General features: G+C 42.7%; 16 protein-coding genes. 10 read left to right on the top strand and 6 right to left on the bottom strand.

The window, feature by feature from the left end; all coding sequences use genetic code 11:
- Nucleotides 1-80: 80 nt before the first annotated feature.
- The 3 genes from BM124_RS19130 to BM124_RS00800 all read right to left on the bottom strand — a co-directional run bounded on the left by BM124_RS19130 (nt 81) and on the right by BM124_RS00800 (nt 2,372).
- Nucleotides 81-248 (bottom strand): type 2 periplasmic-binding domain-containing protein, encoded by a 168-nt coding sequence (locus tag BM124_RS19130; protein ID WP_212634924.1) that lies wholly within the window; start codon nt 246-248, stop codon nt 81-83.
- 183 nt (nt 249-431) lie between these two features.
- Nucleotides 432-1,046, bottom strand: coding sequence for a transposase (locus tag BM124_RS00795; protein ID WP_093334744.1), 615 nt, complete (start codon nt 1,044-1,046; stop codon nt 432-434).
- A gap of 969 nt (nt 1,047-2,015) precedes the next feature.
- Complete coding sequence (locus BM124_RS00800; RefSeq protein ID WP_093334745.1) at nt 2,016-2,372, bottom strand: winged helix-turn-helix transcriptional regulator; 357 nt, start codon at nt 2,370-2,372, stop codon at nt 2,016-2,018.
- A 168-nt stretch (nt 2,373-2,540) separates the two neighbouring features.
- Between BM124_RS00800 and BM124_RS00805 the strand changes: the two genes are divergently transcribed.
- From BM124_RS00805 to BM124_RS00850, 10 genes are all read left to right on the top strand, one after another.
- Nucleotides 2,541-3,287: an SDR family NAD(P)-dependent oxidoreductase gene (locus tag BM124_RS00805; RefSeq protein WP_093334746.1), complete on the top strand. Its 747-nt coding sequence runs from the start codon at nt 2,541-2,543 to the stop codon at nt 3,285-3,287.
- Nucleotides 3,288-3,655: 368 nt separating this feature from the next.
- Complete coding sequence (locus BM124_RS00810; protein WP_093334747.1) at nt 3,656-4,522, top strand: MurR/RpiR family transcriptional regulator; 867 nt, start codon at nt 3,656-3,658, stop codon at nt 4,520-4,522.
- Nucleotides 4,523-4,674: 152 nt separating this feature from the next.
- Entirely contained in the window at nt 4,675-5,778 is a 1,104-nt protein-coding gene (locus tag BM124_RS00815) for a DctP family TRAP transporter solute-binding subunit (protein WP_093334748.1), read from the top strand.
- Between the two features lie 66 nt (nt 5,779-5,844).
- Complete coding sequence (locus BM124_RS00820) at nt 5,845-6,363, top strand: TRAP transporter small permease (RefSeq protein ID WP_093334749.1); 519 nt, start codon at nt 5,845-5,847, stop codon at nt 6,361-6,363.
- Between the two features lies 1 nt (nt 6,364).
- Nucleotides 6,365-7,642 carry a TRAP transporter large permease gene (locus tag BM124_RS00825; protein ID WP_093334750.1) on the top strand — a complete coding sequence of 426 codons (1,278 nt, stop codon included), beginning with the start codon at nt 6,365-6,367 and terminating at the stop codon, nt 7,640-7,642.
- A 20-nt stretch (nt 7,643-7,662) separates the two neighbouring features.
- A complete protein-coding gene (locus BM124_RS00830; RefSeq protein ID WP_093334751.1) occupies nt 7,663-8,706 on the top strand; it encodes a zinc-dependent dehydrogenase in 1,044 nt (347 codons plus the stop codon).
- A gap of 16 nt (nt 8,707-8,722) precedes the next feature.
- Nucleotides 8,723-9,541: a class I fructose-bisphosphate aldolase gene (locus BM124_RS00835; protein ID WP_093334752.1), complete on the top strand. Its 819-nt coding sequence runs from the start codon at nt 8,723-8,725 to the stop codon at nt 9,539-9,541.
- A 17-nt stretch (nt 9,542-9,558) separates the two neighbouring features.
- Nucleotides 9,559-11,040, top strand: coding sequence for a xylulokinase (locus BM124_RS00840; protein ID WP_093334753.1), 1,482 nt, complete (start codon nt 9,559-9,561; stop codon nt 11,038-11,040).
- Between the two features lie 23 nt (nt 11,041-11,063).
- Nucleotides 11,064-12,041: a 2-hydroxyacid dehydrogenase gene (locus tag BM124_RS00845; protein WP_093334754.1), complete on the top strand. Its 978-nt coding sequence runs from the start codon at nt 11,064-11,066 to the stop codon at nt 12,039-12,041.
- Nucleotides 12,042-12,138: 97 nt separating this feature from the next.
- On the top strand, nt 12,139-12,810 hold the full coding sequence (locus BM124_RS00850; protein WP_093334755.1) for a transketolase-like TK C-terminal-containing protein: 672 nt from the start codon (nt 12,139-12,141) through the stop codon (nt 12,808-12,810).
- Here the strand turns inward: BM124_RS00850 and BM124_RS19450 are convergent.
- The 3 genes from BM124_RS19450 to BM124_RS00860 are packed head-to-tail and all read right to left on the bottom strand — an operon-like array spanning nt 12,807 to nt 14,816.
- Nucleotides 12,807-12,932: a hypothetical protein gene (locus BM124_RS19450; RefSeq protein WP_280139703.1), complete on the bottom strand. Its 126-nt coding sequence runs from the start codon at nt 12,930-12,932 to the stop codon at nt 12,807-12,809. The genes BM124_RS00850 and BM124_RS19450 overlap by 4 nt on opposite strands.
- Nucleotides 12,933-12,969: 37 nt before the next feature.
- Nucleotides 12,970-14,157 carry an acetyl-CoA C-acetyltransferase gene (locus BM124_RS00855; RefSeq protein WP_093334756.1) on the bottom strand — a complete coding sequence of 396 codons (1,188 nt, stop codon included), beginning with the start codon at nt 14,155-14,157 and terminating at the stop codon, nt 12,970-12,972.
- A complete protein-coding gene (locus BM124_RS00860) occupies nt 14,154-14,816 on the bottom strand; it encodes a 3-oxoacid CoA-transferase subunit B (protein WP_093334757.1) in 663 nt (220 codons plus the stop codon). Before BM124_RS00860 ends, BM124_RS00855 begins: the two co-directional genes overlap by 4 nt.
- Nucleotides 14,817-14,818 lie beyond the last annotated feature (2 nt).

Consider the following 14,818-nt stretch of genomic DNA (forward strand, 5'->3'; position numbering starts at 1 on the left):
TTTCGACATGTTTCCGCTCGTAATCTTATGCATTCCGCCCGAATTGTGAAGACGGATTTTTTATAATGGAAAGTTTTCATTCAGGTAATAGTTTTGAATAAACGATAAAACGTTTCTCCGGGGAGTGTTAATTTATCTTTATTGTACACGGAATAAAAGAAACGCCGGAGACGAATGCCGTTAATGGGAATTTCCCGCAGTGTGCCTAGTTCGAACTCTTTTTGGATGGCATTCTTTGAAATAACCAAAAAGAGTCTGGAACAAAAGAGAATAAAAGTGGTAAAAGACAGAACATTTAAAATCCCAGATTAAGAAATACTCATATGGCGTAGTCAAAACACGAGACTCCTACGGAATGAGGTGCTCCCTTGTCATTAGAAACTAATATTTGTTAATTTGCATTAATATCATCCTTTAAGGAAGCGTCGGGATCAGGCTGCTGGAGCCGGTTCCGAACCGCATAATACGTGCTCCGCTTCAGGCCGGCAGCCTTTAAAAGAAGAGGCAGCGAAGGCTAAGGAAATTCCTTCTTTAGTTCGTCGACCGCCCGCGTTCGGTCTTCGTTTGTTGGACTTTTTTTGTTGAACGAAGGCGTGTAACTTTTTTAAGTAGGCATTCTCCAGCTCCAGCCGCTCGTTTTCCTCCTGCAGTTCTTCCCGGCTTCGGTTGTCCGGTTTTTTCGTCATATCGGCATATTCTTTCTCCGGCTGGAGAAAAGCCTCGCTATCCTCGTGAAACAGCACATTCTCCCCTTTGCGGTCTGTGTGCTGACTAACCAGATTAAATATAACGGCTGTCCGGAAATACGAGGTTTTCGTCCGCCATCGGTATTGTACTACATCCATTTTAAAAGATGAGCTGTAGGAATAACAATGATCCCACGGGGCTAATGCCGGGCGTCCATGTTCCTGATACAGCGCCACCCACATACGAATGGAACGCTTGTCGGCGCCGAACTTATCGGCAACATCCTGATAGGAAAAGCCGCCGGAAAGATAGCCTTGAACAGCCCGATACTTCTGATCTTCCGTAAACCGTGCTTCCATGATGAGACCTTCTCTGGCATATAGTGTCCAATAAAATAGGGGCAGTCCATTATCCAATGATCCCTTTTTCCGGGAATGAACCACGTCAGCAGACCATTAGGGGGAAGGCGACATGGACGGATAGAGGTCCGGTTGACAAAATGCAGCATGTCTTGGTCTGATTATCAATATATGACCGCAGCTGTGGGAGAATCATCAGGTAGAACCTTAAGATCAGATATCCCGCCAGCGGAAGGGAAATGATCGTAACTGTTGTAGATGAGGTGCGGGGTATCCTTCGAACCGCCTGAATCTTCAAAGAAGAGTGTTTGAAGTACTGGGAGCGGGTCCAGTAATGGGGGTTATTCCTATTGATATCACCCCGTCTCCGGAACTCGAATAGGAGCGTGGGGGAAGTATCTGCTGGAAATCACCCAGAATGCTTATCCTAACTACAACGTTACTGATTACTAGTCATTGGAAACTACGCAGTAGAATCAGAACTAAACACGAAAAACATATGAATTCACCCTGCAATCTCCTCAGGAGACCAGAAAAATAAGAGCCGGAGTCACCTTCAATCCGGATACCGACCGCGTTGTGTCATTTGATATTCAGGAAATGTAAAATGAATCAATGGGGCATGATGACAATATCATCCTAAATTACAAATATGTCCGAACATCTTCATGGCAGAATGAAAAAGTGCCGAAGTGTTCGGACATTTTTTTGTTTATCCCGGTGACATCGAAAAAAACACAACTTTTTGCGGTAGGGATTTCTGTTGAGTAATAAAAAAGTTGTTTAAAAATCTATGTGCTTACGAGAAAGATATGGTACTGTTTAAGCAATAATTATTCTAGAATAGGGCCATTTAACGGAATAAATTACTACTCTAATGGCGCGACTTTAAAAAAGTGACCGACTGACCTCATCTCAGTGCAACAAAAAAACACTTTACATATAAGGTGTTAAAAGTTGTATTCCTTATTAAGAAGCCTCTTCTGGTGGTACGATTTCGAATTCACCTTCTACATACTCTTGCTCCGCATAATGGCCTCCCCATTGACAGAGCTCCTGCAAGATAGGTTTAAGAGATTCTCCAAGCTCAGTGGGTGAATATTCAACCTTCGGTGGTACTTGATTATACATCTTTCTGCTCACAAGTCCACTGGCTTCAAGCTCTTTAAGTGTTTGAATCAGCATTTTCTGAGTTATATTTGGGATAATGCGCTTTAATTCACTCGTTCTCTTTGGTCCATTCATTAAAAAGTATAATACAAGGCCTTTCCATTTTCCGCCAATAACTTCCATTGTCACTTCAAAACCGCAACTAAATTTTTTCATGTATAAACCCCTTCATTCCACATTTATTACTTTTTAGGTACTATATCACAAAAAAGTGGGTACTTCCAATAATATGGTTACTGATTTATTCTATATCTTGTTAGATGTTTTTCAAGTACTTAAAGGTACTAGACATAAAACAAAATTAACTCTAAAGGAGTGTTAAGTATGGGTAAATTTGAAGGTAATATAGCGCTTGTAACGGGCGGAACAAGTGGGATTGGTCTTGCTACAGCACAAAAGTTTGTAAACGAAGGTGCATATGTTTATATCACAGGACGGAGACAAAACGAACTTGATAAAGCTGTTAACCAAATTGGCAAGAACGTAACCGGTGTTCAAGGGGATATTTCTAAGCTTGAAGACTTAGACAAACTATATGACATTATAAATCAGGAAAAAGGTAAGTTGGACATTCTTTTTGCTAATGCAGGCGTTGGCAGCTTCCTTTCATTAGGTGAAATTACTGAAAAGCAGGTTGATAGAACGTTCGACATTAACGTTAAAGGAACGATCTTTACTGTTCAAAGAGCGTTATCACTATTCCCGAACAAAGTAGGTTCTATTATTGTAACGGGCTCTACTGCTGGATCAATTGGCAACCCAGCGTTTAGTGTATATGGAGCATCTAAAGCAGCACTAAGAGCACTAGTTCGTGACTGGATTCTTGACCTAAAAGGAACTGGAATCCGCGTAAATGTGGTTAGCCCAGGAGTTATTCATACACCTGCCTACAATGAGCTTTTTGGTGATGCACTTGAAGGAGTACTTGAAGATACAAGAAATACTGTTCCAGCTGGGAAAGTTGGGACACCTGAAGAAGTAGCAAACGTTGTATCTTTCCTTGCTTCAGACGAAAGCAGCTACTTGACGGGTGGTGAATTTTTTGTAGATGGCGGGCAAGCACAGGTTTAATTTAACAGCCATCTTTAATCTCGCAAATGGTTGAGATCTTGAGAGGTTTATCAATTATGCGGTAGTTATTATTAAGTTAACAGGCACGATTATTGAAGAACAGTAAATAACTTTTTATCACAAATTTTGTGTGTAATGGTTGCGCGAATATGAAAAGTAAACAACTTTTTTTGAAACAGCCGCATTTTTCAATGGAAGAATGCGGCTTCAAGCTATAAAAAATAAACATCTCTATTTTTATTGAACAATTTCTATTTCAATATGAAGAAAATTTTCATCATTGGTCTTGATTACTATCCCATATATTTATTCAAGTTTTTAGATATTGTACAATAATAATAATTCCGAATTTGAAAGGGGCAGAAGTCATGACAGAATTAAATGTTAACGCTATGACAGGTCTACTCACCCGTATTGAATATCTCCTGCCAAAATTAAAGGGTGCCGAAAAAAAACTTGCTGATTTCATCACACATCATCATGAAAAAATTATTCATCAATCCATAACGGAGTTAGCAGAGCGTAGTAATACCAGTGAGTCAACGGTAGTTCGATTCTGCAAAAAACTTGGATATAAGGGATTTCAGGATTTGAAAATAAACCTTGCACGAGAAATCATAAAACCTGAACAACATATTCATGAGGTTATTGAACCTGAAGATGATGTTGTAACGATAAAAAAGAAAATATTTCAGTCAAATATCCAGGCATTGTACGATTCAATGGAAATATGCTCAGATGAAGAGCTGGAAAGAGCGATTGAAGCGGTAGCCTTTTCAAAAAATGTAGAGTTCTACGGAGTAGGGGGTTCTGGGAACGTTGCGGTAGATGCCCAGCACAAATTTTTAAAGGTAGGTATTAAATGCTATGCTTATACAGATGTCGCCTTACAATCGATGTCTGCAAGTGTGCTCACGCCGGATGATGCGGTCATCGGAATATCTCATACCGGAAGTCACACAGATACGCTGCATGCACTGAAATTGGCTAAAGAGCAGGGAGCCGTAACGATAAGCATTACCAACTTTTCGAAGTCACCTATTACAAAAATCGCTGATATCAATTTATATACAACGTCAAAAGAAACAATGTTCAGAACCGATGCAACGGCCTCGCGAATTGCTCAGTTAACCATTGTAGATACGCTATTTACAGGGGTAGCTAATCGTAATTATGAAGATGCTTACACAAATATCCAAAAAACAAGAGATTCAACTTCAAATAAACGTCTATAAGTTTTTTGAAAAAAATCTTTGCTTTTTTAAAAAACATATTGAAGAAAATTACCACCATGTTATACACTATATCTAAGAAATAATTCTTCTCGTCCTCTGAATTATGAAAGCGTTATAATTCAGAGGATGAAATTCTTAAGTGGAGGGATAGTATGAAATGGAAATTCTCATTATTAGGATTGTCTCTTGCAGTGTTCCTCAGTGGATGTGGTGGCGGAGGAGAAAATGAAAACACTTCCGGAAATGCTGAAGGCTCTCAGACAGGGGGAGGCAGTGCTGAAGGAACAGAAGACACAGGTGAAGAAGGTAACAATAACCAGGAAACAGTATCCATTAATTTTGCTACTCCTGATCCTGAAAACGCTTCAATAACAGTGGCTGCAAATGAGTTTGCGGATCGTGTAGAAGAAAAAAGTGATGGCAGTATAGAAGTGGAAGTGCACGGGGATGGAAGTTTATACGGCGGGGATCCATCTGCTGCGATTAATCAGCTCGGAGAAGGTTCTCTTGATATGCTGGCTTTATCATCTACCGTGTATGCAAATTCAGAATCTAAATTTAATGCAATAAGCATCCCTTACTTGTATGACGATAAAGATCAATATATAGATTTACTAAATGATGATTTAGGTCAACAATTATTAGAAAATATCAAAGATTCAGGCATTAATGGATTAAACTATTGGCCGCGTAATTTCAGGCAGATTACAAATTCCGTTAATCCCATTAACGAGCCGTCTGATTTAGAGGGGTTGAAACTCAGAGTACCAAACAATCCGTTGTGGGTGGATTTTTTTGAAGCAGCTGGGGCAAACCCTACACCAATGGATTTTGGTGAGGTCTACAATGCATTGCAACTGGGTACCATAGACGGCCAGGAAAATCCAGTGGAAATACCGGTCAATGCTAACTTTTATGAAGTCCAGGATTACATCAGCATGACAAATCACATGGCAGATGCGTGGGTAGTAGGGATAAACAGTGAAGTATTTAATGAAATCTCTTCGGAACAGCAGGACATTATTCAAAATACAGCCGATGAAATGCAGCAATGGCTTCGAGAATATGATACCGATCAAACAGAAGAGATGATCCAGACCTTAAAAGACCAAGGAATGGAAGTCAATGAAGTCTCAGATGAAAATCAGCAGAAATTTGTTGAAATTTCCCAGAGCCAATATTCTTCGTTCCGTGACGTAGTGGGTGATGATGAGTATTTTAACAAAGTATTAGAATTTGTTGGAAAAGCACAATAATAATTTACGACAGGATGGTTGAATTGGTTTTTCTACCATCCTGGCATCATAAAAGGGGAGTCGGACATGAGCAGTCCTGAGGCTAATGCAGGAAAAAAGCCAGCTAAACTTTATACGGCAGTGAAGGTTGTTAATAAGATAACTGATTTCACAGCTGGTGCATTAACTGTTGTACTACTTATTGTGGTATTGACACAGGTTATAGGCCGATTATTGGAACAGTCTCCCCCATGGACTGTAGAACTGACAAGGTATGTATTCATCTGGATGATCTTTCTCGGTGTATCATTAGGTTTCAGAAAAGATGAATCACCTAGAATCACCTTTTTTGTAAACCTTTTTCCTCAAAAAACCCAAAAAGTAATAATGATGGTAACGTTAATTGTCACATACGGGTTTTTCGTGTTTTTGTTTTTTACCGGTTTAAGCCTAATGGGACAGCAGATGGACGAGATAAGTCCAGTCCTTCGAGTGAGTATTGCCTGGGTGGGGTTATGTATGCCGGTATCCGCATGTCTCAGCATTTTCAATCTTACGCAATTCCTATTCTCCCCACATAACGAAGAACAGAAGGGGGAGAAATAGCATGTCTATATTTTTAATTGTTTTGTTTTTCCTTTTCATGATGATAGGACTTCCCGTGGCTGTTTCATTAGGAGTATCAAGTATTGTTACCATATTTGCCTTTTCCGATATACCTTTAAATATCGTAGCTCAATCTATGTTTAGTTCTATGAACAGCTTTATTATGGTAGCTGTCCCGCTTTTTATTCTGACAGGAATCATAATGGATGAAGGGAATGTTGCAAAAGAAATCTTCAATTTTTCGAAAAGTGTTGTAGGTTGGCTGTCCGGTGGTCTGGGGCACGTAAATATATTTGCAAGTTTAATTTTTGCAGGAATGGCAGGGTCTTCAGTCGCTGACGTAGCCAGTACCGGTAGAATCAGTATTAATGCCATGCATCAAAACGGATATTCGAAACAATATGCGACGGCAGTTACGTTGGTGTCATCCATGCTGGCTACGGTAATACCGCCAAGTATCTTAATGGTAATTGCCGCTTCCACTGCAGGAGTTTCTATTGGTCAGGCTTTATTTGCCGGTTTGATTCCAGGTTTAATTATTGCCTTGATCATGATGGTCATAAACTATATCTATTGTAAGAAGAAGAATATAGGGGATAAAACAACATTCAGTCCCAAGTATATAGTGAAAAGTTTTCTTCATGCCTTTCCGGCACTTCTTGCTCCCGTTATTTTGTTGGGAGGTATTCTGAGCGGTTATTTTACAGCGACGGAAGCAGCAGCTATAGCTGCACTATATACTCTTATCATTGCGGTTGTAGTGTATAGAGGTGTGACGATCAGAGAATTACCAGGGATTTTTTTCCGAACAGCCAAATTAACGGGGACGATATTGTTCATTGCTGTGACTGCACAAGTCGCCAGTTGGGTATTTGAATTCGACGGGCTTCCTGGTCAAATAGCAGCTTATGTAAGCAGTGTTAGTGATAACCCAACTATTATTTTATTTTTACTGTTTATCTTCCTGTTGATAGTCGGCATGTTCATGGACGCTACCGCTGCAATATTTGTGTTAACTCCGATTTTACTTCCTACAATAAATGCTGTCGGAATCGATCCTTTGTTTTTTGTAGTGTTTATGGTGATGGTACTTTCCTTTGGTCTGATTACACCACCCGTCGGGGTATGTTTATATGCGGCATCGCATATTACGGGATTATCCATCGAAGAGATTTCAAAAAGTACAGTGCCATGGATGCTCATTGCAATTCTGATGCTTATGATTTTTATCATCTTCCCTGATTTGATTACTGAACCCACCAGTTGGCTTAACTTATAAACAGATAGGAGTGGAAGAAAATGAAGGCAGCAGTATTTAAAGGCCCTGAAAATATGGAAACCAAAGAGGTGGAAAGACCGGAAATAGGGGAGGGGGAGATATTATTAAAGGTTTTCAACAGTGCAATCTGCGGCACGGATGTAAGAATATACACTGGAAAAAAAACCAAGGATGTGAGGACTCCATCCATCATTGGCCACGAAACCGTTGGAGAAATTGTCGATATAGGAACAAACGTAGTTAATTACAAGGTTGGCGAAAGAGTGGGTATTATCCCCATTATTTACTGCCAACATTGTGATGCATGCCTAAATGGATTAGAAAATGCCTGCGAAAACCGACAGGCTATAGGATACGAGTTTGATGGTGGTTTTGCCGAATATGTCAAGATTCCAAAAAAGGCAGTTGAAAAAGGGAATCTATTAAAAATTCCGGATCATGTAACTTATTCGCAGGCGGTCATCACAGAGCCATTGGCTTGTTGTATTAATGGTTTGAGGAAAAGTAATGTCCAATTAAATGATACAGTATTAGTCATTGGAGCAGGTCCGATTGGGTTGATGCATGTTCAATTGTCTAAAATTGCTGGAGCAGGAAAAGTTTATGTCAGCGAAATCGTAGATCATCGTAGAGAAAAAGCGCTTCAAGCCGGGGCAGACGAAGTTATTAATCCTGAACAGGAATCACTTCAGGATAAAGTAAAAGAATTTACCGAAGGAAAGGGTGCAGATGTCTGTGTCATGGCAATTGGTGTAGGTGCATTAGTGAACGAGTGTGCCGGTGTTTTAAAGAAATGCGGCACCCTGAATCTATTTGCCGGATTTTCGAAAGGGGAATGGAGCCAGGTTGATCCTAATCTCATCCATTATAACGAACTGCATGTTGTAGGTACAACTGCATCAACGAGAGCAGACAATAGAAACGCCCTGTCATTAATCGCCAATAACAAGGTAGACACGGAAGTACTAACCACGTCGGGATATTCCTTAAATACGATTGAAGAAGCGATTACTGATGTTATGTATGGCACAGGAATGAAATCGGTTTTAACTATTAACGAATAGAAAGGAAGAGGATACAATGACCGTATTAGGAAAAGAAATTAGAATGAAGAGACTTTTGAACAATGAAACAGGGAAGCTTCTGGGTGTAGCGGTTGACCAGGCAGTTGCGCGGGGTGTATTCGAACAACTTATGCCGATCGAGCGAAAAGTGAACGAAATCGCAGCTGGAGGTCCCGATTCCATTACGATGCATAAAGGATTAGCCGAAACCTGCTTTAAAGAACATGCTGATCAGACGTCTTTTATATTAAAATGCTCAACTTTCAGTCCGTGGCAGCCGAACTTTGACACATGGGTGACAGACGTAGAAGAAGCGGCCCAACTTGGTGCAGATGCTGTTTCGATGGGGTGCATTGTTGGAGGTGATGACCAACCGGAGCAATTAAGAAATCTTGGACTTATATCGGGACAGGCATTTAAGTATGGGCTACCAATGATTGCACATATATATCCGAGAGGTAACCAGATACCGAAAGAAGAACAAGGGGACTGGAAACATGTTGCTTACGCAGTACGAACCGGCGCTGAATTGGGTGTTGATATTGTAAAAACAAAATATACAGGTGATCCAGAGTCATTCGCAAAAGTAGTTGCGTCGTCTCCCGCAAAAGTTGTAGTAGCCGGAGGTAATATTGGAGAAGAAGCTCGGGACTATTTTCAAATGGCAAGAGATGTCATCGATGCCGGTGGGATAGGTATAACGTTTGGACGTTTTGTATGGAATACAGAGGATCCAACTTCAATTGTAAAGGCCTTAAAATTTGTGATTCACGGAAATGCCTCGGTTAACGAAGCGGTGGAGTATTATGAGGAACTGACTAAAGTAAATCGATAAAGAGGAGTTGCCGGAATATGTCTCATGTCGTAGGAGTGGATATAGGAACCAGCGGGATAAAAATTGGTACGGTGGATGATTCGGGTTCATTTGTACTGCATAAGCATCAACCTTATATCCTGCATTATGAAAATGGTAAAGTAGAAATCAATGCAGAATATCTATGGGGTCTTGTGCAGGACTTATTAGTGGAAACGGCAGAAGAGATTCAACGACACGGTGGAAAACTGGAGAGCATTGCGCTCTCCTCTTTCTGTCATGCTTCTGTCTTTTTAGACAGCCGGGGATGTCCATTGCGGAATGGGATTATGTATATGGATAAACGCGGAGAAAATGAAGCAGAAGAACTAAAATCAAAACTATCGTACAGGGATGAGAATCAAATAAAAAACCGGATAGATCCGGGAATGACTTCTGTCGTCAATCTTATGTGGGTCAAGCAGCACGAGCCTGATATTTTCGGGAATACGTACTATTGGGGACATATATCATCTTATATTCTATTTCGTTTGACTGGAACATTTGTTATGGATTGGACACAGGCTTCATTCACAGGGATTTTTTCTATTTCCGATTACTGTTGGTCGGAATCTATTCTTAAAAAAGCAGACCTTGATAAAGAAATCCTGCCTTCCATTGTGAATCCTCGTGAACAAATCGGGGTGGTGGAAGACGTCGATACTGCATTAGATGGAACGACTGTTATCGCAGGTGGTGCTGATACTGCCTGTGCCTCTTTGGCTATTGGCCTTAAACCAAATGAAATGTTTGAATCTGCCGGGACATCTAATGTACTTACCGTATGTACAACGGATACAGCTGAATTAGATACACGTTTATTAAATCGCTGTCATGTTTTGGAGAATCAATGGCTTTCACACGGTCCGATGTCTACCCCCGGAGCAAGTATTGACTGGTTTTACAAGGAGTTCTTAGATGATGTAGGGGATAAGGATAAAAAGGACATATTGAATGATTACGCTAAAGGTTCGTCCCCGGGAGCAAACGGCGTATATTTCTTACCTTATATGCATGGGGAACGTGCTCCGGTATGGGATCCCTATGCCCAAGGTGTATTTTTCGGTCTGGATTTAACAACTACTAAAGCAGATATGCTTCAGGCGGTTTATGAAGGATGTGCTTTTGGATTGAAACAAATCTACGAAATCATTCGAGAAAAATATACCGTGAAAAATATTTCCTCTTTTTCAGCGATTGGGGGAGGTGCCAAAAATACACACTGGGGTCAGATCAAAGCTGATGTACTTTATGCTGATATTTCTGTAAAAGAAATTTCTGAAGCCGCCGCATATGGAGCTTGTTTAATTGCTTCCAGGGGGGCAGGTTTAATTACCTCGTTTGAAGAAAAACAAATAAGGGGAAATTGTTTTCATTTATTTGAACCTTCAGCAATAAATAAAACATTATATGAAGATGAATATGCTTTTTTCGTAGAGCTTTATCCCGCGCTGCAACTTTTGTTTCAAAAAAGATCCTAATACCAAATAAATGAGGGTGGCAAATGAGACCGAAAATTTATATAACCCGAAAAATTCCTGATGAAGCACTTGCACTGCTCAAGCAGGAATGTGAAATTAACATGTGGGATGAGGAAGAGACTCCAGTTCCAAGAGAAATTCTGAAAAAAGAAGTGGAAAATATAGACGGCCTGTTTTGTATGTTGACCGATCAAATTGATCAGGAAATTATGGAGCAGGCTCCTCGGCTGAAAGTGATCAGCAATATGGCAGTAGGATATAACAATATTGATGTGGCAGACGCTACGGAAAAAGGTGTTATGGTGACCAATACACCGGGAGTTCTAACCGATACCACCGCGGATTTAACTTTCGCATTGTTGATGTCTGCCGGGAGAAGATTAATGGAAGCATCTGACTATTTACGCTCCGGCAAGTGGCAGTCGTGGTCTCCCATGCAATTAACCGGACAAGATATTCACGGTTCTGTTCTTGGGATAATAGGGATGGGAAGAATTGGACAAGCAGTTGCTAAACGCGCCAACGGATTTAATATGAATGTTATTTATTATAATCGTTCAAGAAAACCAGACCAAGAACAAAGATTGGGATTAATATACCGTGATTTGGAGCAGTTGTTGCATGAATCGGATTATGTTGTGGTTTTAACCCCTTATAATGAAGAAACGCATCATTTGATAGGCGAAAGAGAAATTGACATGATGAAAAGTACAGCTGTTCTAATTAATACTTCAAGAGGGAGTATTATAGATGAACAGGCCTTATATGAAGCCCTGAACGATAATAAAATTTGGGCAGCAGGTCTGGATGTGTTTGAAAAAGAGCCGATCGGTCTGGATAATCCGCTGTTAAGTTTGTCGAATGTAGTTACGCTGCCTCATATAGGAAGTGCCAGTATAAAAACCAGAACAAAAATGGCTAAATTGGCTGCGAAGGATTTGTTAAAAGGTTTAAACGAAGAAAAACCTGTACATCTAGTGAATGTAGAATTATTGAATTGACTATAAGCTGTTTGGAAAGGAGAGGCTGTCCCATATTGTTGGGGCGATCCTTTTTTAGGATAAATTGTATTACACCATCTGATGAAAGAGCGATTACATGCGTTCAGCCATCCGGACTTCTGCGATTATGAACAATCCGGTGACGTATGTGTTTACCCATGACAGCATTGCCGTTGGTGAAGACGGCCCGACACACCAGCCTGTGGAACATATTGCTTCGCTTCGTGCCATGCCGAACGTCAACGTGCTCCGTCCGGCTGATGCCAAAGAGACAGCGGCAGCCTGGAAAAGGGCATTAAGCCGTTCCTCGCAGCCGTCTGCATTGATTTTTTCCAGACAGAAGCTTCCGTCTCTCCCCCTTTCTTTAGACGAAGTAGAAAAAGGGACAGCCAAAGGTGCCTATAGTGTAGAAAAGTCAGAGAACCCGGATCTTGTACTGCTTGCTTCCGGATCCGAAGTGGCGCTGGCGCTGGAAGCCGCAGCGCAGCTGAAAGAAGAAGGATACCGGTCGAATGTTGTCAGTATGCCGTCCTGGGATCTGTTTGAACAGCAGACCGAAGAGTACAAACAGTCGGTGATTCCTCCGGACGTTAAAAAGCGGGCAGCGTTTGAAATGGCAAGTCCGCTGGGCTGGCACAAGTACACAGGGGATCATGGATACGTGTTTGGTATTGAAACATTCGGTGCGTCCGCTCCGGGAGATATTGTTGTGGAAAAATACGGGTTTACAGCGGAAAATATTGCGAGGAAATTAAAACAGGTATTTTAATCTTTACTGAAAAAGAGTGATTCGCTCGCAATCGACAGGTTATCGCTCACAATCGACACAGATTCGCTCGTCATCGACACAAAACCGCCCGCAACCGACAAACATTCGCTCGCTGGCAGCATAAAAGTAGAGGTCAGCCTATCCAGAAGGCTGACCTTTTTACGTACGCTCCACGATGGTGGCCACTCCCTGGCCGCCGCCGATACAGAGGGTGGCAAGGCCGGTGCTGCTGCCGCGCCGCTGCATTTCATGTAATAACGTAACAAGGACACGTGTCCCGCTTGCGCCGATCGGATGGCCGAGGGCGATGGCTCCGCCGTTCACATTCAAGCGGTCCTCTGGAATAGCAAGATCCCGTTGCACAGCGAGAGACTGCGCGGCAAAGGCTTCGTTGGCTTCCACGAGATCGATGTCTTCCATTTTCATGCTGCTTTTCTGCAGTGCACGCTGCGTGGCGGGAATGGGGCCGGTTCCCATGATGCGAGGGTCCACTGCGGCACTGGCATTGCTCTTCATCCGCGCCATAGGGGAGATCTGAAGCTCTTTGGCGCGGCGCTCACTCATCACAACGACAGCGGCGGCGCCGTCATTGATGCCGGAAGCGTTGCCGGCAGTGACACTGCCGTCTTTGCGGAAGGCCGGGCGTAATGCTGCAAGCTTTTCGGCCGTTGTTCCGCTGCGGATATGTTCATCCGTATCGACAAAGTGAGGATCCCCTTTGCGCTGCGGTATTTCTACTGGGGTGATTTCCTCGTTGAATGTCCCGTTATCCCGGGCTGCTGCTGCTTTCTGCTGGCTGGAGGCAGCGAAGGTATCCTGCTCTTCCCTGGTAAATCCGTATTGATCATTGATATTTTCTGCGGTCAAGCCCATATGATAGTTTTCTAATGAGCACGTCAGACCGTCATGTACCATGCTGTCTATCAACTTCTTGTCTCCCATGCCGAGGCCTTCGCGGGCATTCATGCTGAGATAGGGAGCCCGGCTCATATTTTCCATGCCGCCTGCGATAACGATGTCGGCATCTCCTGTCTGCACCGCCTGAGCGGCAAGATGGACAGCTTTCAGGCCGGATCCGCATACTTTATTTATCGTCATGGCAGGTGTTGATTCCGGGAAGCCGGCATGCATCGCGGCGATCCGGGCCGGATTCTGGCCGAGACCGGCCTGCAGAACATTGCCCATGATCACTTCATCTACCTGATCAGCCTCTATTCCGGCCCGTGTTAAAGCACTCTGCAGCGCTGGTGATCCTAAATCAACAGCCTCCACATCTTTCAATGCGCCCTGAAATCCGCCAATCGGCGTACGGACTGCTCCGGCAAGAACGACGTTTTCGAATGTCACCTGGAATCCTCCTTTTGTGCAAGTGCGCTGTCAACCGTAAAGGCAGCTTCTGTGTGATCGCGGATGTCCGCGATATCTGTTCCGTTCAGCACTTCTTTCAGTACCATGCCTTCGTCTGTGAAATCAAATACTGCCATATCCGTAATGAGACGGCTGACCACCTGTTCACCGGTAAGCGGGAGTTCACATGATGTACGAATTTTGGAGTCTCCGTGTTTGTTTACGTGGTTCATGATAATAACGACATTCCGGGCCCCCTGTACAATGTCCATCGCACCGCCCATACCTTTTACCATTTTGCCGGGAATCATCCAGTTGGCGAGATCTCCATTTTCCGATACCTCCATTCCGCCGAGAACTGCCAGGTCAATGTGTCCGCCCCGGATCATGGCGAATGATTCGGCATTGTCAAAAAAGGAGCCGCCGTCTTTCACCGTAACGGTCTCTTTTCCGGCATTAATGAGATCCGGGTCCAGTTCCTCTTCGCGCGGATAAGGACCGATGCCGAGAAGCCCGTTTTCCGAATGGAGAAAGACATCTTTATCTGCCGGAATATGGTTGGCAATCATCGTGGGCATCCCAATGCCAAGGTTTACAATCATGCCGCCCTCGATTTCCTGGACGGCCCGTTGAATGATTCTTTCACGCGCATCACTCATGT

The sequence above is a fragment of the Salibacterium halotolerans genome (assembly GCF_900115625.1).
In the GTDB taxonomy this organism is placed as follows: domain Bacteria; phylum Bacillota; class Bacilli; order Bacillales; family Marinococcaceae; genus Salibacterium; species Salibacterium halotolerans.

Bases quoted from the DNA above. Each gene is read 5' to 3' on its own strand.
- BM124_RS00795 (WP_093334744.1), bottom strand. From the start codon at position 1,046: ATGGAAGCACGGTTTACGGAAGATCAGAAGTATCGGGCTGTTCAAGGC.
- BM124_RS00800 (WP_093334745.1), bottom strand. From the start codon at position 2,372: ATGAAAAAATTTAGTTGCGGTTTTGAAGTGACAATGGAAGTTATTGGC.
- BM124_RS00805 (WP_093334746.1), top strand. From the start codon at position 2,541: ATGGGTAAATTTGAAGGTAATATAGCGCTTGTAACGGGCGGAACAAGT.
- BM124_RS00810 (WP_093334747.1), top strand. From the start codon at position 3,656: ATGACAGAATTAAATGTTAACGCTATGACAGGTCTACTCACCCGTATT.
- BM124_RS00815 (WP_093334748.1), top strand. From the start codon at position 4,675: ATGAAATGGAAATTCTCATTATTAGGATTGTCTCTTGCAGTGTTCCTC.
- BM124_RS00820 (WP_093334749.1), top strand. From the start codon at position 5,845: ATGAGCAGTCCTGAGGCTAATGCAGGAAAAAAGCCAGCTAAACTTTAT.
- BM124_RS00825 (WP_093334750.1), top strand. From the start codon at position 6,365: ATGTCTATATTTTTAATTGTTTTGTTTTTCCTTTTCATGATGATAGGA.
- BM124_RS00830 (WP_093334751.1), top strand. From the start codon at position 7,663: ATGAAGGCAGCAGTATTTAAAGGCCCTGAAAATATGGAAACCAAAGAG.
- BM124_RS00835 (WP_093334752.1), top strand. From the start codon at position 8,723: ATGACCGTATTAGGAAAAGAAATTAGAATGAAGAGACTTTTGAACAAT.
- BM124_RS00840 (WP_093334753.1), top strand. From the start codon at position 9,559: ATGTCTCATGTCGTAGGAGTGGATATAGGAACCAGCGGGATAAAAATT.
- BM124_RS00845 (WP_093334754.1), top strand. From the start codon at position 11,064: ATGAGACCGAAAATTTATATAACCCGAAAAATTCCTGATGAAGCACTT.
- BM124_RS00850 (WP_093334755.1), top strand. From the start codon at position 12,139: ATGCGTTCAGCCATCCGGACTTCTGCGATTATGAACAATCCGGTGACG.
- BM124_RS19450 (WP_280139703.1), bottom strand. From the start codon at position 12,932: ATGCTGCCAGCGAGCGAATGTTTGTCGGTTGCGGGCGGTTTTGTGTCG.
- BM124_RS00860 (WP_093334757.1), bottom strand. From the start codon at position 14,816: ATGAGTGATGCGCGTGAAAGAATCATTCAACGGGCCGTCCAGGAAATC.